The organism is Hephaestia sp. MAHUQ-44 (assembly GCF_023806085.1).
Taxonomy (GTDB): domain Bacteria; phylum Pseudomonadota; class Alphaproteobacteria; order Sphingomonadales; family Sphingomonadaceae; genus Sphingomonas.
Genome location: NZ_JAMSLX010000008.1, coordinates 129,235 through 154,847, shown reverse-complemented (window position 1 = coordinate 154,847; position 25,613 = coordinate 129,235). Strand labels below are relative to the sequence as shown.

At 64.4% G+C, this 25,613-nt stretch carries 26 protein-coding genes; 20 read left to right on the top strand and 6 right to left on the bottom strand.

All coding sequences use genetic code 11. The features are described 5' to 3' along the window. Window positions 1-70: 70 nt before the first annotated feature. Window positions 71-643, bottom strand: a complete 573-nt coding sequence (locus NFE57_RS10815) for a CC0125/CC1285 family lipoprotein (protein ID WP_252135589.1) — start codon at window positions 641-643, stop codon at window positions 71-73. 121 nt (window positions 644-764) lie between these two features. Then, window positions 765-2,561: a cation:proton antiporter domain-containing protein gene (locus NFE57_RS10810; RefSeq protein WP_252135588.1), complete on the bottom strand. Its 1,797-nt coding sequence runs from the start codon at window positions 2,559-2,561 to the stop codon at window positions 765-767. A gap of 41 nt (window positions 2,562-2,602) precedes the next feature. Here NFE57_RS10810 and NFE57_RS10805 point away from each other — a divergent pair, with 41 nt between their 5' ends. Continuing rightward, window positions 2,603-3,811 carry an FAD-dependent oxidoreductase gene (locus tag NFE57_RS10805; RefSeq protein ID WP_252135587.1) on the top strand — a complete coding sequence of 403 codons (1,209 nt, stop codon included), beginning with the start codon at window positions 2,603-2,605 and terminating at the stop codon, window positions 3,809-3,811. A gap of 9 nt (window positions 3,812-3,820) precedes the next feature. Here NFE57_RS10805 and NFE57_RS10800 read toward each other — a convergent pair whose 3' ends face one another. Continuing rightward, entirely contained in the window at window positions 3,821-5,434 is a 1,614-nt protein-coding gene (locus NFE57_RS10800) for a bifunctional GNAT family N-acetyltransferase/carbon-nitrogen hydrolase family protein (protein ID WP_252135586.1), read from the bottom strand. A 207-nt stretch (window positions 5,435-5,641) separates the two neighbouring features. Further along, complete coding sequence (locus tag NFE57_RS10795) at window positions 5,642-6,868, bottom strand: NADP-dependent isocitrate dehydrogenase (RefSeq protein WP_252135585.1); 1,227 nt, start codon at window positions 6,866-6,868, stop codon at window positions 5,642-5,644. A gap of 150 nt (window positions 6,869-7,018) precedes the next feature. Here NFE57_RS10795 and NFE57_RS10790 point away from each other — a divergent pair, with 150 nt between their 5' ends. Together NFE57_RS10790 and NFE57_RS10785 are read left to right on the top strand one after the other, a co-directional pair. Then, window positions 7,019-7,747 (top strand): phosphatidylserine decarboxylase, encoded by a 729-nt coding sequence (locus NFE57_RS10790; RefSeq protein WP_252135584.1) that lies wholly within the window; start codon window positions 7,019-7,021, stop codon window positions 7,745-7,747. Between the two features lie 13 nt (window positions 7,748-7,760). After that, window positions 7,761-8,576, top strand: coding sequence for a CDP-alcohol phosphatidyltransferase family protein (locus NFE57_RS10785; RefSeq protein ID WP_252135583.1), 816 nt, complete (start codon window positions 7,761-7,763; stop codon window positions 8,574-8,576). Here the strand turns inward: NFE57_RS10785 and NFE57_RS10780 are convergent. Next, window positions 8,497-8,805, bottom strand: coding sequence for a hypothetical protein (locus NFE57_RS10780; RefSeq protein ID WP_252135582.1), 309 nt, complete (start codon window positions 8,803-8,805; stop codon window positions 8,497-8,499). The genes NFE57_RS10785 and NFE57_RS10780 overlap by 80 nt on opposite strands. Before the next feature lie 163 nt (window positions 8,806-8,968). On the opposite strand from NFE57_RS10780, the gene rpsB reads away from it, so the two are divergent. The 13 genes from rpsB (at window position 8,969) to NFE57_RS10715 (ending at window position 20,838) form a co-directional block, all read left to right on the top strand. After that, the gene (rpsB, locus tag NFE57_RS10775; RefSeq protein WP_252135581.1) at window positions 8,969-9,793 is read left to right on the top strand and encodes a 30S ribosomal protein S2; all 825 of its coding nucleotides are present in this window, start codon (window positions 8,969-8,971) and stop codon (window positions 9,791-9,793) included. Window positions 9,794-9,880: 87 nt separating this feature from the next. Next, complete coding sequence (tsf, locus tag NFE57_RS10770; RefSeq protein WP_252135580.1) at window positions 9,881-10,810, top strand: translation elongation factor Ts; 930 nt, start codon at window positions 9,881-9,883, stop codon at window positions 10,808-10,810. Window positions 10,811-10,985: 175 nt separating this feature from the next. Next, window positions 10,986-11,732 carry a UMP kinase gene (pyrH, locus tag NFE57_RS10765; protein WP_252135579.1) on the top strand — a complete coding sequence of 249 codons (747 nt, stop codon included), beginning with the start codon at window positions 10,986-10,988 and terminating at the stop codon, window positions 11,730-11,732. Between the two features lie 28 nt (window positions 11,733-11,760). Further along, window positions 11,761-12,318, top strand: a complete 558-nt coding sequence (gene frr / locus NFE57_RS10760; protein ID WP_252135578.1) for a ribosome recycling factor — start codon at window positions 11,761-11,763, stop codon at window positions 12,316-12,318. Window positions 12,319-12,370: 52 nt separating this feature from the next. Continuing rightward, window positions 12,371-13,111: an isoprenyl transferase gene (locus NFE57_RS10755; RefSeq protein WP_252135577.1), complete on the top strand. Its 741-nt coding sequence runs from the start codon at window positions 12,371-12,373 to the stop codon at window positions 13,109-13,111. Window positions 13,112-13,146: 35 nt separating this feature from the next. Next, a complete protein-coding gene (locus NFE57_RS10750) occupies window positions 13,147-13,911 on the top strand; it encodes a phosphatidate cytidylyltransferase (protein WP_252135576.1) in 765 nt (254 codons plus the stop codon). Further along, window positions 13,908-15,065, top strand: a complete 1,158-nt coding sequence (dxr, locus tag NFE57_RS10745) for a 1-deoxy-D-xylulose-5-phosphate reductoisomerase (RefSeq protein ID WP_252135575.1) — start codon at window positions 13,908-13,910, stop codon at window positions 15,063-15,065. Before NFE57_RS10750 ends, dxr begins: the two co-directional genes overlap by 4 nt. After that, window positions 15,062-16,195 (top strand): RIP metalloprotease RseP, encoded by a 1,134-nt coding sequence (gene rseP / locus NFE57_RS10740; RefSeq protein ID WP_252135574.1) that lies wholly within the window; start codon window positions 15,062-15,064, stop codon window positions 16,193-16,195. The genes dxr and rseP overlap by 4 nt, the downstream gene beginning before the upstream one ends. Window positions 16,196-16,259: 64 nt before the next feature. After that, the gene (gene bamA, locus NFE57_RS10735; RefSeq protein ID WP_252135573.1) at window positions 16,260-18,992 is read left to right on the top strand and encodes an outer membrane protein assembly factor BamA; all 2,733 of its coding nucleotides are present in this window, start codon (window positions 16,260-16,262) and stop codon (window positions 18,990-18,992) included. After that, window positions 18,992-19,630, top strand: coding sequence for an OmpH family outer membrane protein (locus tag NFE57_RS10730; protein WP_252135572.1), 639 nt, complete (start codon window positions 18,992-18,994; stop codon window positions 19,628-19,630). Before bamA ends, NFE57_RS10730 begins: the two co-directional genes overlap by 1 nt. Further along, window positions 19,627-20,109 (top strand): 3-hydroxyacyl-ACP dehydratase FabZ, encoded by a 483-nt coding sequence (fabZ, locus tag NFE57_RS10725; protein WP_353653906.1) that lies wholly within the window; start codon window positions 19,627-19,629, stop codon window positions 20,107-20,109. Before NFE57_RS10730 ends, fabZ begins: the two co-directional genes overlap by 4 nt. 83 nt (window positions 20,110-20,192) lie before the next feature. Beyond that, window positions 20,193-20,423: a 50S ribosomal protein L31 gene (gene rpmE / locus NFE57_RS10720; protein WP_252135571.1), complete on the top strand. Its 231-nt coding sequence runs from the start codon at window positions 20,193-20,195 to the stop codon at window positions 20,421-20,423. Between the two features lie 82 nt (window positions 20,424-20,505). Further along, complete coding sequence (locus tag NFE57_RS10715; RefSeq protein ID WP_252135570.1) at window positions 20,506-20,838, top strand: PilZ domain-containing protein; 333 nt, start codon at window positions 20,506-20,508, stop codon at window positions 20,836-20,838. A gap of 14 nt (window positions 20,839-20,852) precedes the next feature. Here the strand turns inward: NFE57_RS10715 and sugE are convergent, their stop codons facing one another. Then, window positions 20,853-21,173 (bottom strand): quaternary ammonium compound efflux SMR transporter SugE, encoded by a 321-nt coding sequence (gene sugE / locus NFE57_RS10710; RefSeq protein WP_252135569.1) that lies wholly within the window; start codon window positions 21,171-21,173, stop codon window positions 20,853-20,855. A 181-nt stretch (window positions 21,174-21,354) separates the two neighbouring features. Here sugE and NFE57_RS10705 point away from each other — a divergent pair, with 181 nt between their 5' ends. From NFE57_RS10705 to NFE57_RS10690, 4 genes are all read left to right on the top strand, one after another. Further along, on the top strand, window positions 21,355-22,236 hold the full coding sequence (locus NFE57_RS10705) for a sterol desaturase family protein (RefSeq protein ID WP_252135568.1): 882 nt from the start codon (window positions 21,355-21,357) through the stop codon (window positions 22,234-22,236). Between the two features lie 121 nt (window positions 22,237-22,357). Continuing rightward, a complete protein-coding gene (locus tag NFE57_RS10700) occupies window positions 22,358-22,963 on the top strand; it encodes a heme-binding beta-barrel domain-containing protein (RefSeq protein WP_252135567.1) in 606 nt (201 codons plus the stop codon). 371 nt (window positions 22,964-23,334) lie between these two features. Continuing rightward, window positions 23,335-23,703, top strand: a complete 369-nt coding sequence (locus tag NFE57_RS10695; protein ID WP_252135566.1) for a hypothetical protein — start codon at window positions 23,335-23,337, stop codon at window positions 23,701-23,703. Between the two features lie 247 nt (window positions 23,704-23,950). Next, window positions 23,951-25,258, top strand: coding sequence for a tyrosine-type recombinase/integrase (locus tag NFE57_RS10690; RefSeq protein WP_252135565.1), 1,308 nt, complete (start codon window positions 23,951-23,953; stop codon window positions 25,256-25,258). Window positions 25,259-25,613 lie beyond the last annotated feature (355 nt).

Here is a 25,613-nt window from a genome sequence, read left to right as displayed (position 1 = left end):
ATAAAAAGGTTCGGCCGGCCTTTCCATGTGGGAGAAACCGGCCGAATTTTTTACACGATCTTCAAGGGCGTTACTTCGGAACCTTGATCGTCGGCCCGAGGTTGCTCATCACGTCGCGCGCATCGAAGCTGCGGACATTGTCGCGCGGCGGCGGCCCCTTGCCCATCACGATCTCGGCCATCGCTTCGTAGCGATCGACGGTGCGGACATCGAAATTATTATAGAAGGGGTCGCCCCAGAACGGGTCCCAGCGGCGCCACCCCCAACTGCCGTAGAAGCGCCACGACGGCCCCCAGAAGCCATAAGGGCCGGGGCCGAAGGGGCGATCGACATAGGTCTGCGTTTTGCGATCGGTGTTGCGATCGACGAGGATGAAGTGATCGAAACCCTGCTGGACGGTCAATTCGGCCGCGCGAAACAGCAGATAGCGCTCGACGGTCTCGCGCGAGGTGAGCGAGTTGCCCGAAAAGCTGACCATATAGCGATCGGCCTCGATCCGCTGGTCGCTGAAGCCGGTCCGGTTGTAACCATGGCCGGTGGCGGGCTGATAGGGCGTCGGGGTTGCGCAGCCGGCGAGCAGCAGCGTCCCGGTGCCGATCGCGGCAAGAAGGCGGCCGCGCGCACGAAAGCGGTGGAAATTCATAACACACTCCAAACCCTCGGCAAGACCGGCGAACGGTGCCGTCCTGACGGCAGAACGAGCCATATCCTCGATCCGTTCCAGTAGACGGAGTCCTGGCGCCAAAGCCGTCAGCCACATTCTATCAGAGATCGGAAAGGTCCTCGCCGCTGGTTTCGGCCAGCCGCGCAAGCCGCATCCTCGGCTCGTGATCGAGATTGGCGGCTTCCTTGATGATGTGGCGCAGTTCGTCGCGCTTGTCGTGGATCGAGGCAATAACCGGGCCCATTGCCACCCCGAGTTCGACCAGCACCGCCTCGGACAATTGGAGCGAGCTTTCGACGGTTTCGGGGACGGCATCGGTGGCGCCCGCGCGGTAGAGTTCGGCGGCGTGGGCGGTATCGCGCGCGCGCGCGACGATCGGCAGATGCGGCACCCAATTGCGCACGCGCCGCGTGAGGCGGACCGACAGCACCGGATCATCCATCGTCAGGATCAACGCGTCGGCGCGCCCCAGGTTGAGCCGATCGATCAGCTCGGCGCGCGCGGCATCGCCGAAAACCACCGGATAGCCTGCGCGGCGCGCGGCGCTGGCGGCATCGATATCGGCCTCGACCGCGACATATTTGCGGCCATGGCGTTCGAGCATGTCGGTGACGATCCGGCCGACGCGGCCGAACCCGATCACCACCGTTCCGGGGCCTTCGGGATCGGTCGCCGCTTCGGGCTCTTCGGCGCCGACGCGGCGTTCGAGCCGCCGTGCCGCCTTCTGGCCGACGCGCGCAAGCAGCGGGGTGAGGGTGAGGCCGATCGCGGTCACCGTCTGCCAGAAGGCTGCAGTGGACGGCAGGATCAATTGCGCCTGCGTTGCCACGCCGAGCACGATCAGCGTCGTTTCCGACGGGCTCGACATCAATACGCCGGCTTCGGCGGCAGTGCCTGCCCGCGTGCCGGTGAAGCGGAGCAGGCCGAAGGTCACCGCGGTCTTGATCGCGACCACGCCGAGCACCGCGCCGCCGAGCCCCACCCAATTGGCGGCGACGAGCCGCAGGTCGAGGCTCATTCCTACGGTGATCAGGAACACCCCGAGCGCGAGGCCCTTGAACGGTTCGGTCATCACTTCGACCTCGTCGCCATATTCGGTCTCGGCGATGATCAGCCCGGCAAGCAGCGCGCCGACGATCGGCGACAGGCCGACCGCGGTGGTGGCGAGGCTGGCAGCGATAACGACCAGCAGCGAGGCGGCGAGAAACAATTCGGGGCTCTTGGTGCGCGCGGCCTGCGCGAACAATTTGGGCAACACGAGCCGCCCGCCGATGAACATCGCGACCACGGTGACCGCGCCCCAGAGCGCGACCCCGGCGATACCTTCCCATCCGGCGTCGGTCGCGGTCGGCGCCAGCGCGCCCAATGCGAAAATGATCGGCACCAGCGCGAGATCCTCGAACAGCAGCATCGAAAAGGCGGCGCGCCCGACCGGGCTAGCGGTGCCCGCCATCGGCAGGATCAGCGCGGTTGAGGACAAAGCGAGCGCGAGCCCGAGCCCGATCGCGCCGGGGGTATTCTGCCCCAGCATCGCCAGCGCGAGCGCGATCAGCAGCCCCGATCCGAGCAATTCTGCCGCGCCGAGCCCGAAGACCAGGTTGCGCATCGCCCACAGCCGCTTGAGCGACAATTCGAGCCCGATCGAGAACAGCAGCAGGATGATACCGAATTCGGCGAACGGCTCGATTGCCTCGGCATCGGTAATCGTGATGTAATAGAGCCACGGAACCTGCCCCGCGAAGGAGCCGAGCCCGGCGGGGCCGACCAGGATGCCGACGAGGATGAAACCGATGACCGGGCTGATCTTGAAGCGCGCGAATGCGGGGATCACCAGCCCCGCTGCGCCGAGGATCACCAATGCATCGCTGAAACCGTTATTCTCAAGACCAAGCGCCATGATTGCACTTAACCGGAGGGTGGGGCGTTTGTCAGTGGGTCATGCATAAATTTTCATGCCAGATCTGCATCGTCGGCGGCGGGCCGGCCGGGATGATTGCGGGGCTGCTGTTCGCGCGCGCCGGCATCGAGACGATCGTGCTCGAAAAGCACGACGATTTCCTCCGCGACTTTCGCGGCGATACGATCCACCCCTCGACGTTGGAGTTGTTCCATGACCTCGGGCTGCTCGACGATCTGCTCGCGCGCGATCATGTGACATTGCCGCTCATCCATGCGCGGATCGCGGGCGAGACGATCCCGGTCGCCGATTTCAGCCATTTGCGCGTCGCGGCGCCGTTTATCGCGCTGATGCCGCAATGGGATTTCCTCGATTTCGTCGCCGACGTGGCCGCGCGATACCCCGGCTTCGCGCTACGGCGCCACGCCGAGGCGGTGGCGACGATCGAGACCAGGGGGCGCACCACCGGGGTCAGGCTGGCGAACGGTGACGAAATCCATGCGCCGCTGGTGATCGCCGCTGACGGCCGCACTTCGGTGTTGCGGGCGCAATCGGGGTTGCCGCAGCGGACGATCGGCGCGCCGATGGACGTGTTCTGGTTCCGCCTGCCCAAAAGTGCGGCGCCCGACAACCAAACCATGGGCGTGTTCGAGGCCGGCCGCCTGTTCGTGCTGATCGATCGCCGCGATTATTGGCAATGCGCCTTCGTGTTTCCCAAAGGCCGCGCTGAACAGATCCGCGCCGAGGGGATCCATGCCTTTCGGCAGCGCGTCGCGGCGATCGGCCCCGAGACGGCGGCGGGAGCCGGCGCGGTTGCGAGTTGGGATGACGTCAAACTGCTTACGGTGAGCGTCGATCGGCTCGAGACATGGCACAAGCCTGGCCTGCTGTTCATCGGCGACGCCGCGCACGCGATGTCGCCGATCGGCGGGGTAGGGATCAACCTCGCGATCCAGGATGCGGTGGCCGCCGCCAACATCCTCGCAGGGCCCATCGCGCGGGGTGAGGACGTCGCGCCGCTGCTGGCGAAGGTTCAGGCGCGGCGGATGCTGCCGGCCCGCCTCACGCAGGGGATGCAGGAGATGATCCAGAACCGTGTGATCGCGCCGCTGCTCGATGACGGGGCGACAGTCGATCGCCTGCCGTGGTTCCTGCGCCTGTTGGCGGCGCTGCCGCTGCTGCGGCGCCTGCCCGCGCGTGCGATCGGGCTGGGTTTCCGGCCCGAGCATGTGCGGTCGCCCGAAGCGTAGGGAAGGGGATCAGCCGCCGCCGGGGCTGTGCGGTCCGCGCGGGCGTGCGCCCTGAACCGTGGTGCCCGCGCCGGGCGTGCGTCGCTCGAAATCGAGGCGGTAGAGATCGAACCGCCGATCGGTCAGGTTGCGCACGGTGCCCTCGGTGCGCGCCCAGGTGAGATCGGCCAGGTTGACGTCGCTGATCGTCAGCGTCTCGACATTCTCGGTCGCCTCGGCGGCGATGCCGTCACGCGCGAAGGGGAAATCGCACGGCGTCAGGATGCAGCTCTGTGCATATTGGATGTCCATATTGTCGACATTGGGCAAATTGCCGACATTGCCCGACATGACGACGAAGCACTGGTTCTCGATCGCGCGCGCCTGGCAACAATAACGCACGCGCAGATAGCCTTGCCGGCTGTCGGTGCAGAACGGTGTGAACAGGATGCGGGCGCCTTCATCGACCAGATGGCGGGCGAGTTCGGGAAATTCGCTATCGTAGCAGATCAGGATCCCGATCGGCCCGCAATCGGTCTGGATGACATCGACCTCGTCGCCGCCCTTGATGTTCCACCAATAGCGTTCGTTGGGGGTGGGGTGGATCTTCTCGCGCGCATGGGTCGAGCCGTCGCGCAGGCAGACATAGGCGACATTCTGGATATCGCCGTCGTCGGTGCGGGTCGGGTGCGAGCCGCCGACGATGTTGATATTGTATTCGAGCGCCATCCGGTTGAGTTCCTTGACCAGCCGGGGCGTGTGTGCCGTCAAGGCGTCGATGGCCTCCATCGGCGTCAGGTCGCGCCTCTCATACGATAGCAACGGCAGCGTGTAGAGCTCAGGAAACACGACGAAATCGCAGCGGTAATCGGCGGCGACATCGACGAAATATTCGACATTGCCGAGGAAATCGTCGAAATCCTTTACCGCGCGCGCCTGCAACTGGACCGTCGCGAGGCGTACACTCTCGACGTCGCGCGGGAGGGTGTAGATCTTGTCGCTATCGTCGGGGATATAGGGGTTGCGCCACACCATCAGCGCGGCATTGCCCGCCGAGCGCTTGTCCTCGGGCAGATAGGCTTCGAGCACGCCGCGAATTTCGAAGCCGTTGCGAAGCTGGAAGCTGACCACGGGATCGCGCAGCTTGCTCGTCATCACCGCGTCGAGATAGCCTTCGGGTCCATCGACCTTGCGCCGGTTACGCTGAAAGCCGGGCATCCGCCCACCGACGATGATGCCTTTCAGCTCAAGGCGTTCGGCAAGGGTCTTGCGTGCATCATAGAGCCGCTGCCCGATCCGCACGCCGCGCACCTTGGGATCGACGCACATCTCATAGCCATAGAGCCATGCACCGGTGGGGTCGTGCCGCGAGCCGAAGCCGTTGGCGGTGATCCCCTTCCAGTCATGGGGGACGAGGGCGATGTCCTCATCCACCCGCATCGACGCGCAATAGCCGACCACGCGACCGTCGTAGAGCGCGACGAACTGGCCTTCGGGATAATGGTTGATCTGGCCGCGCACCTGCCCCGGACTGTAGCCCGACATGCGATCGTAAGACCGCTCGACCAGATCGATGATGCCGGCGACATCAGCGATCCGGGCGAGACGGACTTCAAGCCGCCGGGCGGTGCCGGAGCGCGCCATCAGCGCAATACTCGATCAACGCGATGCCCGGTCATGGCGATCATCCATTTTTCCTCCCACCTGCCGTCATGCCGGACTTGTTCCGGCATCCAACCATCCGCAAGCGTCAGCGCCTGGGGCAGGTTGGACCCCGGAACAAGTCCGGAGGTGACGGTGGGTTTTGCAGACATCCCGTCGGAAAGTAAGGATGATCGTCACCTGACCCGGTCAGCCGAGCCCTTGCGCCGACATCGCGCTTTCGAGGTTCGAGCGGATCGCCTCGAAGAACTGCTCGGTCGTCATCCACGGCTGGTCGGGGCCGATCAGGATCGCAAGATCCTTGGTCATATGGCCATTCTCAACCGTTTCGACGCAGACGCGTTCCAGCGTCTCGGCGAATTTGGTGACGTCGGGCGTGCCGTCGAACTTGCCGCGATACTTGAGCCCGCCGGTCCACGCGAAGATCGACGCGATCGGGTTGGTCGAGGTCGCCTTGCCCTGCTCGTGCATCCGATAATGGCGCGTGACGGTGCCGTGCGCCGCCTCGGCCTCGATCGTCTTGCCGTCCGGGGTCATCAGCACCGAGGTCATCAACCCGAGCGAGCCGAAGCCCTGCGCGACCTGATCCGACTGGACGTCGCCGTCATAATTCTTGCACGCCCACACGAATTCGCCGTGCCATTTGAGCGCGCTGGCGACCATGTCGTCGATCAGGCGGTGCTGATATTCGATGCCAGCTTCGGCGAACTTGTCCTTGAATTCGCTGTCGAACACTTCCTGGAACAGATCCTTGAAGCGGCCATCATAGGCCTTGAGGATGGTGTTCTTGGTCGACAGATAGACCGGCCAGTTGCGGTTGAGGCCGTAATTCATCGAGGCGCGGGCGAAATCGCGGATCGACTGATCGAGATTGTACATCCCCATCGCGACGCCCGAGGATTCGAAATCGAACACCTCATGCTCGATGACCTTGCCGTCCTTGCCCTCGAACTTCATCGTCAGCTTGCCGGGGCCGGGGACGAGGAAGTCGGTGGCCTTATACTGATCGCCGAACGCGTGACGGCCGACGACGATCGGCTTGGTCCAGCCCGGGATCAGCCGCGGCACGTTGTTGATGACGATCGGCTCGCGGAAGATCGTGCCGCCCAGGATGTTGCGGATCGTGCCGTTGGGCGATTTCCACATCTTCTTGAGATCGAATTCCTCGACGCGCGCCTCGTCGGGGGTGATCGTCGCGCACTTCACGCCGACGCCGTATTTCTGGATCGCGTGGGCCGAATCGATCGTGATCTGATCGTCGGTCTCGTCGCGTTTCTGGATCGAGAGGTCGTAATATTCGAGCCCGATGTCGAGATAAGGCTTGATAAGACGCTCGCGAATCCATTCCCAGATGATCCGCGTCATCTCGTCGCCGTCGATCTCGACGACCGGGGTTTTAACCTTGATCTTCGCCATATGCGTTTTGCTTTCCGTAATTGCGGGGTGGATTGTTGGCCATGCCTCTAGGCAGATGGCCGCGGGCGATCAACCTTGGGGGCAATACTGGTGCGTCCGATGCGCGGGAGTCGATTGTGTTGCGGACGCCGCGTCGCTAGACCGTGCCGCATGTCCCCGCTCGATAAGCCCCCCGTTACGGCCGCCCCGGTGAAGTGGCGTTTCCCCGAGGTCCATCCCGAGGGACGCAAATATATCCTGATCGCCGGCGCGGTGGCGCTGGTGTCGCTGTTCGTCTGGGATTTCGTGACCTGGCCGCTGGTCGGCCTCACGGTCTGGGTGGCGGCGTTCTTCCGCGATCCGGTGCGCGTCACCCCGCAGGGCGACGATCTGATCATCGCGCCCGCCGACGGGCTGATTACGATGATCCAGCGCGTTCCCGTGCCGATCGAAATGACGGGCGAGAACGGCCTTCGCGAGGCGAGCCGCGTGCGCGTCTCGATTTTCATGAGCGTGTTCGACGTTCATGTGAACCGCACGCCGGTAAGCGGCACGATTCGTCAGATCGTCTATATCTCGGGCAAGTTCCTCAACGCCGATCTCGACAAGGCGAGCGACGAGAACGAGCGCCAGCATTTCGTCGTCGAAGGCCATGACGGCCGCCGCGTCGGTTTCACCCAGATCGCCGGGCTGGTCGCGCGCCGGATCGTCACCTTCGCCAAGACCGGCGATATCGTCGCGACGGGCCAGCGGATCGGGCTGATTCGCTTCGGCAGCCGCGTCGACGTCTATCTCCCCGACGATGCGGCGTGCCAGGTCGCGCTCGGCCAGCGCACCGTCGCTGGCGAAACGGTGCTTGGCCGGATCGGCGGACAGCCGGTATCCGGCGTCGCCCAGTGATCGAGACACGGTTGTGAAGGAAAGGCGGCCCAAGCTGCGGCGCGGTCTGCCGCTGCGTGCGGTCGCGCCTAACGCCGTCACCGCACTCGCGCTGTGCTTCGGGTTGAGCGGTATCCGCTTCGCGATCGGCGGCGAGTGGGAACGCGCGGTGCTGATGGTGCTCGTCGCGGGGGTGCTCGACGGGCTCGACGGGCGCGTCGCGCGGATGCTCCACGGCGAGAGCAAATTCGGCGCCGAACTCGATTCGCTGTCCGATGCGATCTCGTTCGGGGTGTCGCCCGCGCTGATCCTGTTCCTGTGGACGCTGATCGATCTGCCGCGGCTGGGCTGGATGTGCGCGCTCGCTTTCGCGGTGTTGTGCGCGCTCCGGCTCGCGCGCTTCAACGCCAATATCGACGTGACCGAGCAGCCGCACAAATCAGCCGGATTCCTCACCGGCGTGCCCGCACCGGCGGGGGCCGGGCTGGTGATGCTGCCGATGTATCTGTGGTTCTGGACCGGTGAGCCGATCTTCCGCTCGGCCTGGCTGGTCGCACCCTGGGTGGCGTTCGTGGCGGCGCTGATGGTGTCGAACATCGCCACTTTCTCGTGGAGTTCGCTCAAGCTGCGGCAGAATATCCGCTTCGAGGCGATCATCGTCGTCGCCTTGCTCGGCGGCGGGCTGATCTCGGCGCCGTGGCACACCGCCAGCGCGCTCTGCCTGTTTTATCTGATCGCGATGCCGTTCAGCATCATGAGCTATGCGCGCGTCAGGCGGCTTCGCGCCGCGGCGCACGCCCCCGCACCACGGCCCGCCGACGATCACGGATCGGTGCCGCCCACGGCGTGAAGGCCGGGCGCACCGCCGGATCGGCCTCGCCCCGCAGCAGCATTGCCATACGCGGCAGCGCGGGGATGACGGTTTCGGCCAGGACAAAAGCGATCAGCGCCAGCGCGCCGGCGAACACCACAAGCTGCACCATTGCCATCATCGTCCAAACTCCCTGATCGCGGAGAAAATTCAGGAACGTCGCCAACCGAATAGTGGGAAATGCGTTCCGTGTGCCCGTGTTGAACACTATATGTTCCATATTCGTTCCACATGTCAACGCTTGATTTCGCGCGCCGCCTGGGCTAGTGGCGCGCGCTCAATCCCGCATGGGAAGCGCTCTATACCGGTGTCCGGGCCTGTGGCCGATGGATCACTGCTTCCCAGAGGAACAACCGGAAAGGAATTACCTTATGGCGGCACCAGTCGTCAGCATGCAGCAATTGCTCGAAAGCGGCGTTCACTTCGGCCACCAGACGCATCGCTGGAACCCGAAGATGAAGCCTTACATCTTCGGCGATCGCAACGGCGTCCACATCATCGATCTGTCGCAGACCGTGCCGCTGTTCGCGCGCGCGCTCGATTTCGTCGCCGCATCGGTGGCCTCGGGTGGCAAGGTGCTGTTCGTCGGCACCAAGCGCCAGGCGCAGGAAGCGGTTGCCGATGGCGCGCGCAAGGCCGGCCAGCATTTCGTCAACCACCGCTGGCTGGGCGGGATGCTCACCAACTGGAAGACGATCTCGCAATCGATCAAGCGCATGAAGGCGCTCGACGAGCAGCTTGCGGGCGACACGCAGGGCCTCACCAAGAAGGAAGTCCTCCAGCTCACGCGGGAGCGCGACAAGCTTGAGCTGTCGCTTGGCGGCATCCGCGACATGGGCGGCATCCCCGACGTGATGTTCGTGATCGACGCCAACAAGGAAGAGCTGGCGATCAAGGAGGCCAACACGCTTGGCATTCCCGTCGTCGCGATCCTCGATACCAACGTCTCGCCCGACGGCATCGCCTTCCCGGTTCCCGGCAACGACGATGCGAGCCGCGCGATCCGCCTCTATTGCGAAGCCGTCTCGATCGCCGCGACCCGCGGTGGCCAGGATGCGGCGATGATGAGCGGCAAGGATTTCGGCGCGATGGCCGAGCCGCCGGTCGAGCCCGCGCTGGCGGCTGAACCTGAGGCGCCCGCCGCCTCGACCGAGCCCGAAACGGCGGCCGAGGGCGAGCGCCAGCTCGACGCCTGAACCGTCGCCGGACAGTCATGGGGGCGGGGTAGGGCGGATGCCTTCCCCCGCCCGCATCCATTTCACGATATATGAGGAATTGACCCAATGGCCGAGATCACTGCAGCCGCCGTCAAGGAGCTTCGTGACCGCAGCGGTGCGGGCATGATGGATTGCAAGAAGGCGCTGACCGAGAGCGGCGGCGACATGGAGGCCGCCGTCGATTGGCTGCGCACCAAGGGGCTTGCCGCCGCGCAGAAGAAGTCGAGCCGCACCGCGGCCGAGGGACTGGTCGGGGTCGCCGTCGCCGGCAATGCGGGCGCGGCGGTCGAGGTCAATTCGGAGACCGATTTCGTCGCCAAGAACGAGCAGTTCCAGCAGTTCGTTCGCGATGTGACCGCGATCGTGCTCTCCAAGGGCGACGATATGGACGCGCTCACGACCGCGAAGATGCCTTCGGGCACCGCCGTCGGTGATGCGCTGACCAACAATATCGCGACGATCGGCGAAAATCAGTCGCTGCGCCGCGCCAAGCGGCTTGACGTGTCGCAGGGCGCGGTCATCTCGTATGTCCACAACGCGCAGGCGCCGGGCCTCGGCAAGATCGGCGTGCTCGTCGCGCTCGAGAGCGATGCCGACGTCGACGTGCTCGAGCCGCTCGGCAAGCAGCTCGCGATGCACATCGCCGCGGCCTTCCCGCTGGCGCTCGACGAGACCGGGCTCGATCAGGAGGTGCTCGAGCGCGAGCGCCAGATCGCGGGTGAAAAGGCCGCGGAATCGGGCAAGCCCGCCGATATCATCGCCAAGATGGTTGAGGGGGCTGTCAAGAAGTTCGCCAAGGAGAACGCGCTGCTCAGCCAGCTGTTCGTGATGGACAACAAGACCCCGATCGCGGACGTCGTTGCCAAGGCGGGCAAGGCCGCGGGCACGACGATCACGCTTAAGGATTATGTCCGCTTCCAGCTCGGCGAAGGCATCGAGAAGGAAGAGAGCGATTTCGCTGCCGAGGTCGCCGCGACGGCGGGCCTCACCAAGTAAACGATCATCGGTTCGATGGCGGGCGGGGTAGCCGGGCGATGGTCCGGCCACCTCGCCCGTTTTCGTTTACGCCGCCATGCACGATGATTGCACGGGATCAGCGCTTGGCATCCACCAGACGCGCTACTAAGGTCCGCGCGCCTTCACCTTTCCCCCTATCGTTTCGCCAGGTTCCATGACGCTGCCCCGCTTCAAACGTATTCTTCTCAAGCTGTCGGGCGAAGTCCTGATGGGCCAGTCGCCGTTCGGGATCGATCCCGACACGGTCGCGCGCGTGGCCCGCGAGATCGCGGCGGCGAAGGAGGCGGGGCACGATCTGTGTCTCGTCGTCGGCGGCGGCAACATCTTCCGCGGGCTGGCCGGCGTCGCGCAGGGAATCGACCGGACCACGGGCGATTACATGGGGATGCTCGCAACGGTGATGAACGCGCTCGCGGTGCAGGCGGCGCTCGAGAAGATCGGCGTCGAAACCCGCGTGCAATCGGCGATCCCGATGTCGAGCGTATGCGAGCCCTATATCCGCCGCCGCGCGGTGCGGCATATGGAGAAGGGCCGGATCGTCATTTTCGCGGCGGGGACCGGCAATCCGTTTTTCACCACCGATACCGCAGCGGCGCTGCGCGCGGCCGAAATGGGCTGCGACGCGCTGTTCAAGGGCACCAGCGTCGACGGCGTCTACGATGCCGATCCCAAGAAGGTGCCGACCGCCAAACGATATGACGCGTTGACCTTCGATCGCGTTCTCGCGGACAATCTGAAGGTGATGGATGCCAGCGCGGTGGCGCTGTGCCGGGACAGCAATATCCCGATCGTGGTGTTCAACATCCGCGGCGAACACAATCTCGCCTCGGTGCTCGAAGGAAAGGGCAGGGCGACGATCGTCACGAACGTCGTCGAACCGGCGCTTTCCGTGGTAGAATAAGCTCAATCGATTAGAAGGGAGCAGGATCATGGCCGCCTATGACAAGGCCGATCTCGAACGGCGCATGGCGGGCGCGGTCGAGGCGCTCAAACACGATCTCGCCGGTCTGCGCACCGGCCGCGCCTCGACGGTGTTGCTCGATCCGATCACCGTTCAGGTCTACGGCGCGTCGATGCCGCTCAATCAGGTCGCGACCGTCTCGGCGCCCGAGCCGCGGATGCTGAGCGTCCAGGTGTGGGACAAATCCAACGTGGGGCCGGTCGACAAGGCAATCCGCTCCGCCGGGCTTGGACTCAACCCGATCGCCGACGGGCAGACGCTGCGGCTGCCGATCCCCGATCTGACCGAGGAACGCCGCAAGGAACTCGCCAAGCTTGCCGGCCAATATGCCGAAAAGGCGCGTGTGGCCGCGCGCAACGTGCGTCGTGACGGGATGGACAGCCTCAAGACCGACGAAAAGAAGGGCCTGTTCGGCGAGGACGAGCGCAAGCGCCATGAGGCCGAGGTCCAGAAAGTGACCGATGGCACGATCGCCGACATCGATGCGGTGGCGCAGGCCAAGGAAAAGGAAATTCTCGGCCAGTGAGGACCGCGCCGGCCTCTTTCTCTTCGGTTCGTGCCGGGGGCGTTTGGCGCCGATGAGCACCAGCCCCGCCTTCGTGCCCGCCACGGGTGGTGGACCGGGTATGCCGCGTCATGTCGCGATCATCATGGACGGCAACGGGCGCTGGGCGAAGAAACGGCTGCTGCCGCGCGTCGCAGGCCATCGCGCGGGTGTCGAGGCGGTGCGCAAGGTCACGCGTGAGGCGCGTAGGCTCGGGATCGAAGCGCTGACGCTCTACGCCTTCTCGTCCGAGAACTGGCGGCGGCCCGATACCGAAGTCACCGATCTGATGGCGCTGCTGCGCACCTTCATCCGCTCCGATCTCGACGAGTTGGTGAGCGAGAACGTCCGGTTGCGCGTGATCGGCGATTATCGCCGTTTCGGCACCGATCTCGCCCAGATGATCGATGCCGCGGTCGCGCGCACCGCGGGCAATACCGGCGCGATTCTCGTCATCGCGCTCAATTACGGCGCACAGGCCGAGATCGCCGCCGCCGCGCGCCGCCTCGCGGCGCGTGCGGCCGCTGGCGAGATCGCTGCCGAGGCGATCGACGAGGCCGCGATCGAGGCCGAACTCGACACCGTCGGCCTGCCGCCGCTCGATCTGGTGATCCGCACCTCGGGTGAGCGTCGGCTGTCGAACTTCCTGCTGTGGCAGGCAGCCTATGCCGAACTGCTGTTCGTCGACACGCTATGGCCCGATTTCGACGGCGCCAGGCTGCGCGAGGCCATCGCGACCTTTGCCCGGCGCGAGCGGCGTTTCGGCGGATTGTGACTAGCTCGCAGGTCCGAAAACAGCCGTCCGAGCTGATGCTGCGCGTGGTCGCCGGGATCGCGCTGATCGTGGTCGCGGTGGCGGCGCTGGTGTTCGGCGGCATGGCGTTCTGGCTGCTGGCCGCGGTGATGGCGCTGCTGATGATGGGCGAATGGGCCGATCTCGCGAAGATGCCGCCTCAAACCCGGCGGCTCGCCCAATATGCGCTGTTCGTGCCGCTCGCGATCTTCAGCCCGTTTGCCGCCGGGCCCGATTTTTTCGCGCTCGGGCTATTGCTCGGTGCCGCGTTCTTCATCGTCATCGTCACGAAACGGCCGATCCTCGGCTGGGGTATTTTCTATTGCGGATTGCCGGTGTTCGCGTTGCTGCTGATCCGCGAGACGCCGGGCAACGGCGTCGTCTTCGCGTTCTGGGCGCTCGCCCTGGTCTGGGCGACGGACATCGGCGCCTATGCCGCGGGCCGGGCGATCGGCGGCCCCAAACTGGCGCCCGCGATCAGCCCCAACAAGACCTGGGCAGGGCTCGGCGGCGGCGTGCTCGCGGCGGCGCTGCTCGGGATCACGCTTCACTACAGCCATGGCCTGCCGCTGCGGCTGACGCTCGCGTCACCGCTGCTCGGGGTGGTCGCGCAGGGCGGCGATCTGTTTGAAAGCTGGCTCAAACGCCGCGCGGGCGTAAAGGATAGCGGCGCGATCCTGCCCGGCCATGGCGGGGTGCTCGATCGGCTCGACGGGCTGGTGCCGGTGGCGCCGCTCGCCGCGTTGCTGGTGCTGATCCCGATCCGCGAGTTGCTCGGATGAAGACCGTTACCATTCTCGGGGCGACCGGATCGGTGGGAACATCGACGCTCGACCTGATCGAGCGCGCGCCCGATCAATTCAAGGTGCTCGGGCTCACCGCCAATCGTGACGCGAAAGGCCTTGCGGCAGCGGCGATCCGCACCAACGCACGTTATGCGGTGGTGGCCGACGAGGCCGCGTTGCCTGAACTGCGCGCCGCGCTTGCCGGTACGGGAATCGTCAGCGCGGGCGGCACCCAGGCGGTGTGCGACACCGCCGCGCTCGGTGCCGACTGGACGATGGCCGCGATCGTCGGCTGCGCGGGGCTGCGCCCGGTGATGGCCGCGCTCGAACGGGGCGGTACAGTGGTGCTCGCCAACAAGGAGCCGCTGGTATCGGCGGGGCCGTTGGTCCTCGAGGCAGCGGCACGCCACGGCGCCACGCTGCTGCCCGCCGATTCGGAACATAATGCGATTTTCCAATGCTTCGATTCGGTGCGGTCAAACCGGGTGCGGCGGGTGATCCTGACCGCAAGCGGCGGGCCATTTCGCGATACCAGCGTCGCCGAGATGCGGGGCATGACCCCCGAACAGGCGGTCGCGCACCCCAATTGGTCGATGGGCGCCAAGATCTCGGTCGATTCGGCGACGATGATGAACAAGGGGCTTGAACTGATCGAAGCCGCGCGGCTGTTCCCGGTCCGTCCCGACCAGCTTGAGATCATCGTCCACCGGCAATCGGTGATCCATTCGATGGTCGAATATGTCGATGGTTCGATTCTCGCGCAACTCGGCCCGTCGGATATGCGCACCCCGATCGCGCATACGCTGGCCTGGCCCGATCGGATGGAGACGGCGATGGCGCCGCTCGACTTCGCGACGCTTGGCAGGCTCGACTTCGAAGCCCCCGATCCCGAACGCTTTCCGGCGCTCAGGCTGGCCCGTGAGGCGCTGGAGGCCGATGGCGCGCGGCCCGCGATCCTCAATGCCGCCAATGAAGTGGCGGTCGCCGCGTTCCTTGCGCGCGCCATCGGATTTCTTGAAATTGCCGCAATCGTCGCTGATACGCTGGCGTGCTATTCCCCGGCGGCGCCGGACAGCCTCGACGCGGTGCTCGCCATCGATGCCGAAGCACGGGCCATCGCGGGCGAGCGTGTAAAGGATTGCGTGGCTTGATCGATTCTCCCGGCGTGCTCCTCACCATCGTCGCGTTCATGCTCGTGATCGGGCCGCTCGTGTTCGTCCATGAACTGGGGCATTATCTCGCCGGGCGCTGGTTCGGGATCAAGGCCGACGCTTTCTCGATCGGCTTCGGCCGCGAGATCTGGGGCCATACCGACAAACGCGGCACGCGCTGGAAGCTCGGCTGGATGCCGCTCGGCGGCTACGTCAAATTCGCCGGCGACATGAACCCGGCGGGGCAACCCTCGTCGGATTGGCTCGCGCTGCCCGCCGAGGAGCGTTCGCGCACCTTCCAGTCCAAGCCCTTGTGGCAACGCGCGATCGTGGTCGCGGCGGGGCCGGTGACCAATTTCCTGATCGCGATCCTGATTCTCGCCGGTTTCGCGCTCGCTTATGGCGAAAGCCGCACCCCGGCGACCGTCGGCACCGTGGTCGAAGGCAGTGCGGCCGCGCGAATCGGGCTGGCGTCGGGCGATACGATCGTCGCGCTCGGCGGGCGCTCGATGACAACTTTCGATGACATGGTCCGCTACGTCAAAATCCGCGCGGGCGAACGGGTCACGGTCGATTTCCGGCGCGACGGCGAGGCGATGTCGCGCGTCGCGGCGATCGGCACGGTCGTCGAGCGCGACCGCTTCGGCAACGAATATCGCGTCGGCTTGCTCGGCATCGGTCCGTCTGAGCCCGTTCATGCCACGGTCGGGCTCATGCGCGCGCCGGTGGTTGCGGTCGAGCGCACCGGCGACATCGTCCGGATGATGGTCGAAACGCTCGGCCAGGTGATCAGCGGGCGGCGCTCGGTAAAGGAATTGGGCGGCCCGCTGTCGATCGCGCGAGTCTCGGGCGAACAGATGGTGATGGGGCTCGACTCGTTCGTGTTCCTGATCGCGCTGATCTCGATTAATCTGGGATTCATCAACCTGTTGCCAGTCCCGGTGCTGGATGGCGGCCATCTGATGTTCTATGCAATCGAAGCGGTTCGGCGGCGGCCGGTGGAGCCCGAGGTGCAGGAATGGGCATTCCGTGGTGGATTGGCGGCGATTCTCGCGTTGATGCTGCTGGTTACCTTCAACGATCTGGGCGCGTTCGGACTGTGGAAAAATCTGGCCGGGTTGATCGGCTGAGCCGGTTGGGGCAGGGCGGCGCGGCCGTGCCTCCGGCAGCAAACATACCTTTTGGGGTGGGACAGTGACAGCGACCAAGATTTCCAGTTTCGGCGTCCAGGCCACCGCCTTCCTGCTTGCGGGCACGATGCTGTCGGCATTCCCGATGGCGGCGTACGCACAGGCCGCGCAACAGACCCCGCCCGCAGCCAATCCTCCACCGGCAGCGTCGACCGATACCACGCCGCAGCGCACGATCACCTCGATCCGCGTTGATGGGTCGCAGCGGATCGAGCCCGCGACGGTGCTGTCCTACACCAAGCTTCAGGTCGGCCAGCCGCTCAGCAACCCGCTGCTCGATCAGGCGCTGCGCGATCTGCTCAACAGCGGGCTGTTCGCCGATGTCGCGATCGACGGCGCGCAGACCGGCCAGCTCGTCATCCGGATCAAGGAGAACCCGCTGATCAATCGGGTGATCCTGGAAGGCAACAAGCACCTCAAGTCGGACAAGATCACCAAGGAAATCAAACTCGCGCCGCGCCAGATCTTCACCCGCACCGCGGTGCGGCAGGATGTGACGCGGATCATCGAACTCTATCGCCGCGAAGGGCGCTTCGCCGCCAACGTCCAGCCGCAGATGGTCGCGCTCGATCAGAACCGCGTCGATGTGGTGTTCGAGATCAGCGAGGGACCGAAATCCAAGGTCCGCCAGATCAACATCCTCGGCAATGAGGAGTTTTCCGACGGCAAGCTGCGCAAGCAGATGGCGACCAAGGAAGCGCGCCTGATGACGATCCTGAGCTCGAATACGAGCTACGATCAGGATCGGATGGCCTATGACCAGCAGAAGCTGCGTCAATTCTATCTCACCGAAGGCTATGCCGATTTCCGCGTCACCTCGGCGGTGGCCGAACTGACCCCCGACAAGCGCGATTTCATCATCACCTATGTCGTCGAGGAAGGGCCGCGCTACAAGTTCGGCGACGTCACCGTCGATAGCGACATTCGCGATTTCAACGGCGATCGGCTGGCCGCGGCGCTGCCGTTCCACAAAGGCGATTGGTACAACGCCAAGGCGGTCGAGGATTCGATCGATTCGCTCAAGGAGACCGCGGGGCTGGTCGGTTATGCCTTTGCCGAGGTCGATCCCGAGTTCCACCGCGACCGCGAGACGCTGACGATGGGGATCAATTTCCGCATCGCGCAGTCGCAGCGCACCTATGTCGAGCGGATCGACATCAACGGCAACACCAACACGCAAGACAAGGTGATCCGCCGCGAGATGCGGCTTGCCGAGGGCGATGCGTTCAACAGCTTCCAGGTCAAGCGCTCGCAGGACCGGATCAATTCGCTCGGCTTCTTCCAGGACAAGTTCGAGATCAAGCAGACCCCCGGGTCGGCCCCCGACCGGCTCGTGCTCGAGGCCAATGTCGAGGAACGCTCGACCGGCGAAATCCAGCTTTCAGCAGGTTACTCAAGCCTCGAACGATTCATAATACAGGCCGGCATCACCCAACGCAATTTCCGCGGCAAGGGCCAGGAATTGCGGGCTAGTGTTAATTATTCGGCTTATTCAAAGTCGGTGCAGCTTGGTTTCACCGAGCCGTATCTGTTCGACAAATCGGTCGCCGTCGGTGCGGATATTTTCCGGCGCGATTACAATGCGTTCAACTATCTCGGCCGCGATCGGCAGACGACCTACAGCCAGGTGTCGACGGGCTTCCAGCTCCGCTCGGGCATTCCACTCACCGAATATTGGTCGCTCGCGGGGCGCTATCAGCTCTCGTACGACGAAGTCGGGCTCGACAAGCAGTTCCTCGACACCGACGGCTCGTGCGATCCGCTCAAGGCGGGCCGTTATCTGTGCGACTCGCTCGGCGACCGGCTGACCTCGTCGATCGGCTATTCGCTGATCAACGACAGCCTCAACAGCCGCCTGCGCCCTAGCGCGGGCAACCGGCTGGTGTTCAGCCAGGATTTCGCGGGGCTGGGCGGCGACGTCAAATATGTCCGCACCCGCGCCGAAGCGAGCAAATACTGGGGGGTCGGCGGCGGCTTCATCTTCTCGGTCCGCGCCGAGGGCGGGTACATCTTCTCGCTCGAGAAGAGCCGCGGCCCGGGGATCGACAAGGTCCGCATCATCGACCGTTTCTACCTCGGCGAACCGCAGTTCCGCGGCTTCGACATCCGCGGCGTCGGCCCGCGCGTCCAGCGCGTGCCCTATACCACCGATGCCGATGGCAAGCAGACGCTGGTGACCGACAAGGATCGGATCTACGACGACGCGCTCGGCGGCAAGGCCTATTATCTGGGCCATGTCGAGCTGGAGATCCCACTCGGTTCGGGTGCGCAGGAACTTGGGCTCAGGCCGTCGATCTTCATGGATTTCGGCGCGCTGTTCGACGTCAAGAAACCGCTGCCGACCGCTGTGTTCCCGACGCATACGGACGCCGACGGCAATGTGATCGTCGATCCGATCATCAATCCCGTGCTCGATGGCGAGGGGCGTCCGCTCTACATCGTGCCCACCGACGCCGCGGACAATGCGGGCAAGGTGACGACCTGCACGACGGGCTATGCCGATACCTTCGGCGGGGTCTGCGCAGGCACCTCGACCAACACCGCGTACACCACGTCGATCGCGCCCTTTGCCGAGTATTTCTACGGCTTCAGCTGGAAACCGCGCCTGTCGGTCGGCTTTGGCGTCAACTGGAATTCGCCGTTTGGCCCGTTGCGTATCGATATCGCCAAGGCGCTGCTCAGTCAGCGGGGCGAAGACAAGAAACTCATCACTTTCAACGTAGGTGGACAATTCTGATGATCAATCTGAAGACCTTCCTCGCCGCGGCGGCCCTCACCGCGCCGGCGCTCGCCATCGGCGGCACCGCGCACGCGCAGGTCGCGGGCATCGCGGTGGCCGATCCCGAAGCGGCCGTTGCGAACACCAAGGCATGGGCAACCGCCAAGCAGCAGATCGAGACCACCTACAAGGCGCAGCTCGACCAGGCCGAAGCGCGCCGTCAGGCGATCGCGACCGAGCTCAAGCCGCTTTATGACGCATTCAACGCCGCGCGCAGCGCCGCGACCCCGAACGAAGCCGCGCTGACCACGCAGGCACAGACGATCCGCCAGCGCGAGGAAGCCGGCAAGCAGGAACTCGCACGGCTCCAGCAGCCCGCCGCGCGCGCGCAGGGCTATGCGCTCGAGCAGATCAGCACGCATCTCGACAAGGCGGTGCAGACCGTGGTCGGGCAAAAGAATGTGAGCCTGTTGCTGCGCCCCGAATCGGCGTTCTTCGCGCAGCCGGCGGTGGACATCACCCCGGCGATCACCGCCGAGCTCGACCGCGTCGTCCCCAGCGTGAGCATCTCGCCGCCCGCCACTTGGCAGCCCGGCCAGCAGCACCAGCAGGCCGCACCCGCCGCCGCTGCCCCCGCACAGACGCAGGGCCGGTGAGCGACACCGCCGCCGCCGATCGGCCTGCCATCGGCCCGCTCGACATCAAGCGGGTGATGGCGGCGCTGCCGCATCGTTATCCGATGCTGCTGGTCGATCGGGTCGAGGAGATCATCCCCGACCAGCGGATCGCCGCGATCAAGGCGGTGACGATCAACGAGGGCTTTTTCGCGGGGCATTTCCCCGGCCGCCCGATCATGCCCGGCGTCCTCATCGTCGAGGCGCTGGCGCAGGCGGCGGGGATCCTTGCGGTCGAATCGCTTGGGCTCGCGGGCTCGGGCAAGCTCGTCTATTTCATGGCGATCGACGAAGCGAAGTTCAGAATGCCGGTCGAACCCGGCGTACTGCTGCGGCTCGAGGTCGAATTCGTCCAGAAACGGGCGACGGTGTGCAAATTCGCCGGCAAGGCGCTGATCGACGGCAAGGTCGCGGCGCAGGCGAATTTCACCGCGATGATCGCCGATCCGCCCGCGGCCTGAGACTTGCTCAACCACTACGGGCCGTGTAGAGGCCCGCGCTTCCCAGGACTGGTCGGAAACCAGCCCGCACAAGGAGATTGTTCGTGAAGAAAGATACGCACCCCGACTATCATATGATCAAGGTGCAGATGACCGACGGCACCGTGTTCGAGACGCGCTCCACCTGGGGCAGCGAAGGCGATACGATGACGCTCGACATCGATCCGCTGTCGCACCCGGCCTGGACCGGCGGCAACCAGCGTCTCGTCGATTCGGGCGGCCAGGTCGCGCGCTTCAACAAGCGTTTCGGTGGGCTTTCGCTCGCCCGCAAATAAGCGCTGCGCCAAGGCGGCGGCTTTAACACTTCATTATCCACAGCCGGCATAGGCTTTCCCTCGTTCGCAAGAGGGAAGGCCCATGCTGGCTGCCGAAATCGAACCCGCGGACGTGCCCGGCCGTCGTCGCAGCACGCGCGCGGCCGTTGCGCTGGACGTGCGCGTTACGCGCGACGGGTTGGGCCGCGCGCTGTGCCGGGTCGTCGATCTGTCACGCCACGGCGCCCGGCTCGAGACCTATTCGGCGATAAAGCCCGGCACGACGATCTGGCTCACGCTGCCGCACATCGGCGAAGTCGCCGCCGATATCGCCTGGGCCGCGGATTTCATCGCCGGCTGCGAATTTCATCACCCGCTGACCCAGGCCGCATTCGATACGCTGGTCGATCTCGACGCGACGCTGCGGTTGCAATGAGGGACGGGCGCGCCCTAACCGGGACTCGCCACCTTCATCAGCAGCAGCCCCGAGATGATGAGCATCGCCGCCAGCACGCGCAGCAGGCTGGCCGATTCGCCGAGGACGGCAACGCCGACCACGAAGGCGCCCACCGCGCCGATCCCGGTCCACATCGTATAGGCCGTACCGAGCGGCAGCGAGCGCATCGACCAGGCGAGCATCCCGACGCTGAGCGCCATCGCGCCCGCGGTGGCCAGCGTTGGCCATAGCCGCGTGAAGCCGTGCGACTGCTTCATCGCAAACGCCCAGACGATTTCGAACAGCCCGGCAATGATGAGGACGATCCACGCCACGGCAACCTCCTGTGTCAAAGGTGCCGGGCCGTCCCGGACTTCAACCCGCGAAAGGGGGGAGGACGTGGCCTCACGCGCTGCGAGATGGGGGCGTTGCGCGCGTAAATCAACATAATATGGGATTGCAGTTCATATTGACCGTGATAACGGCGCCGCAGCCGATTGTAGAGGGGAGGGGCCAATGGAATTTTTCGAAACAGCGGTAACGGCATTTCGCAACACCTTGCCGATGATGGTCAAGTTCCACCTGCTGCTGATCCCCTTCATCCTGCTCGAACAGATCTGGCCCGCGAGAGAGCGGCCCCGGCCGCGTGATTATCTGCTCAACGCGGCGATCATCTTCTCGACGCTCGCGCTGGTGATCCCGATCGGCATGCTCTCGGGCATGGGCGGGCGCTATGTGCAGGAGGCGCTCGGGCTCACGCCTTACGCGCTGTCGTTCGATCTGCTGCGATCGGTGCCCGTCGTGGGGGAAGCGCTCCGCGTCGTGGTGATCGGGATCGCGGCGTTCGTCTTGCACGATTTGTGGTTTTACTGGTCGCACCGGCTCGAACATAAAGTGCCGTTCCTGTGGGAGTTCCACAAGCTGCACCACAGCGAGGAGCGGATGAACGCGGGCACCTTTGGCCGCGACCATTTTCTGCAATCGGCGTGGCGCACGATCTTTCCGACCTTCACGCTCGGGCTGGTGCTCAAGCTCAACGTCGCCGCGGCTGCCAATATGGGCGTGATCGTCGTCTTTGCGATGGTCAGCGTATCGATGTTCTATCATTCGAGCGTCCGGTTCCGGCTGCGCTGGCTGCACCCGGTGATCATGACGCCGCAGGTCCACCGCATCCATCACTCGGTCGATCCGGCGCACCACAACAAGAATTTCGCCGATTTCCTGCCGATTTTCGATATCGTGTTCGGCACCTATCACCGCCCCGGCAAGGATGAATTCCCCGCGACCGGGCTGGGTGGCGACAATCCCCATCGCAACATCATCGCCGCGCAGGTGAAGCCCGTGATCGGCGCGGTGCGCACGCTCATTCCCAAACGATCGACAGCGACGTCCGACTGACCGAGGCGCTCGCGGCGACCCTTACGAACGCCTACGTCGATCAGGCCGGTAAAAAGGCTCGATTGGCCCGCGTTCGCGCGATGACCTACCATGTCCCCTCAACAACAGGAGGGGGACCACCATGTCGAGCGCCATTTCCTATTCGAGAAAGCTGGGGCCGCTGACGCCATTTGTCGGTGAGTGGGAAGGCGATGCCGGGGTCGATCTGTCGTATCACAACAAGGACGACTGGACGACCGAGACGACCTATTTCGAGAAAGCGTGCTTCAAGCCGATCCCGGTCCAGGAAAACGGGCAGCAGGTGCTGTGGGGACTTCACTACACCATGACCGCGTGGCGCCATGGCGAGGAAGCGATGGACCCGTTCCACGACGAGGTCGGCTTTCTGTTGTGGGACAAGGCACATGGCGAGGTGATGCGATCGGTGGTGTTCGGGCGCGGCATCGCGATCCTCGCCGGCAGCAGCGCCGGACCGCACGACAAGGTGTTGACCTTCGACGCGCAGCCCGGCGCGGCGCATTACGGCATATTACAGAACAAATATCTGCTGGAACGCGCGGAAATTCGCGATTTCAAGAGCAGCTTCACGGTCCATGACGATGGCACGCTGGGCTATACGTCGGACCTGCTGCTCAAGCTCGCCGCGACGGGTGAAGAGATGCACCACACCGACCGGAACACGCTGCACCGCGTCAAGCGCTACCACCCCAGCGCCGAGCACGGGTGATGGCCGGGGGCTGAGCCGGAACCGCGCGCGCTTGCGCCGGTGCGGTTCGGGCCGGAATGGAGAGCGGGGCGCTTGCTCCCGACGACATGTTGCGCTGGTCGCGTGCCTGCGCCGCTGGGAAGCGAACGGGACGTGGAGCGCACATGCTCGCTGACGGTGCCATGCCGGTGCGAGCATAGGGTTCGCGGGGCTTTGTTCGGCTGCCTGCGCCGAGGACCAGCGGACGGTCCCTCGTTAATCGAACATCCGCAGCAGCAGGGGTAGGCGACACTCCTTCCGCCTTGATGCTGCCAGCGCCCTGCACCTTCGGGCGTGGCGTGGGACGCTGTTCGGTGTTGACTTAGGTAGGTGACTGCGAGTGATGTCCGGTCATGATAAATAAAAACACTCTAGCCTATGTGGCGATTGCCATTGTTTGCACGGCAGGCATCTTAAAAGCATGGGTGCTGGACAAGAACCAATCTTGGCCTGTCTACGTTTGGCTCCCTATCCTATTATTAGCCCTTTGGGCAATTTGGACACTTCGCGATCCGCCTGCCCCCAAGGCCAAGGCATTCGACTTTAACCAAAGGCGCGGGCTGCTCTTTTTCATCCTCGGATTTTTCATTTTCCCTATCATCGCCATAATCAATGCGGCGTTTGGAGCCGAACTGTCCCTTAATTCGATGCTGATTTTTACCGCTGTCGGTTCAACGATAGCTGGTATTGCTGGAGTCTTTACCGAGCATATCGGTATATAGGGCTCGCCGCCGCGCTCACAGCGGGCAATTTGGCAGGATTGGCGGAAGAGGTGTCCGTAGAACCTCCATTTCTTCCACCGCAGTTTTTCGTCGATCTCAACCCATAAAACAATGAAATCACAGCCATATATGGAATAAAGCCGCCATTCTACTTCGAACGTTCGTCCAAATTGGTTCAGATAAAGCCAAGTTGCAAGTGGGCATCAAAGTGGGCATGAATGGGTTGTCCTCAGCCTTGGATTTACTCATGGCCCGCGCGATCAACCGTCTCACCGTCCGCCAAGTCGCATCGCTGAGGGCGTCCGGTCGTCATGCGGACGGCGGCGGGCTCTATCTGCGCATTACCCCGAAAGGCGCCCGGTCATGGGTTTTCATGACGACCGGACGCGGCAAGCGGACCGAGATCGGGCTGGGCGCCGCTGTCGACGTATCGCTGGCAACCGCGAGGCGGCTGGCGGCGGAGATGCGCGAGGCGGTTGCGACGGGGCGCGACCCTCGCGCCGTGATCGCGCCGAACGTCGAGGAAGGGCCGCGTATCGTCACATTTGGCGACTTCGCCGAGACGTATATTGCCGGAAAGGAAGTGGGGTGGCGCAACGAAGTTCACCGGCAACAGTGGCGCCACAGCCTCCGCGCTCATGCTGCGGCCCTTATGGCTATGCCTATCGCCGAAATCGGCACCGATGACGTGCGCGCCGTTCTGGAACCAATCTGGACAACAAAGCCCGAAACCGCCGACCGGGTGCGCGGACGGATCGAGCGCATACTTGCAGGCGCCATGGCGAATGGGCTTCGGTCGCGCGACGCGATCAACCCCGCAATCTGGAAGGGGCATCTTTCGGAGATACTGCCGAAAAAGAAAAAGCTGACTCGCGGCCACCACGCGGCGCTGGATTACCGCGACGCTCCGGATTTCATGGTCGCATTGCGAAAGCGCCCAGCGCTCGCGGCCCGGTGTTTAGAGTTTCTCATCTTGACCGCCGCTCGATCGGGCGAAGCATTGGGCGCCACGTGGGGCGAAATCGACCGCAAGCGCAAACTGTGGGTTGTGCCACCGGACAGGATGAAGGCTGGCGTCGAGCATGAAGTGCCGTTGTCTGACGCCGCTATCGCCTTGCTAGCGCGCGTCCGGCCGTCCGAGCCAAAGCCAACCGACCTCGTTTTTGCGATCGACGGTGCGGCCCGTTCCAATATGGCCATGTCCATGCTGCTACGCCGCATGGGCTATGACGGCGCCCGCAAGATCACCGTTCATGGCTTCCGTTCGTCGTTCAAGCAGTGGGCGCGGGGCAAATATGCCGACGATCTAAGCGAGGAAGCGCTGGCGCACATAGTGGGGAGCAAGGCGCGGCGCGCCTATGCCCGAGGCGAGTTGGCCGAGTTGCGCCGGCCTATGATGAGCGAATGGGCGGGTTATCTGGCGGGCGAGGCGGTTGCTGGGGGAGGGCCTGCGGATGACGCTGACGAAATTGTCGCGGCATTGACGGCTGGCCAGCCCCTCACCCCCGAGCAGGCGGCTCGAGTCGCGGCTGCGCTTGGGACAAATCGGGTGTAATCAAGGCCGGGAATAGCACCGCGTTGTCCGCCGGGTCGGTCGGTTGGCTCGACGCCGAGGTGGCGGATTGGCTTGCCAGCCGCGTGGCCGCGAGCCGGTGAGGGGTAGGTGGCGTTCAACTGGACTGATCTGGGCGCCTGTGGACGGATTTAGCGCACGGTTAATTCCTACTAAAGTTGGGCGTTATTGGAACCGCCCCCCCACTTTTCGTAAAAGCTGGCAGAGTCGCCTTCGTGTTCAACTTTACGAAGGTACGATTTATGTCCCGTTCCGAACTCGCCCGGCACGTTGGCGTGACGCGAATGACGGTGTTTAATTGGGAGCGCACGGGCGCGATCCCACCTGGCTTCCGCAT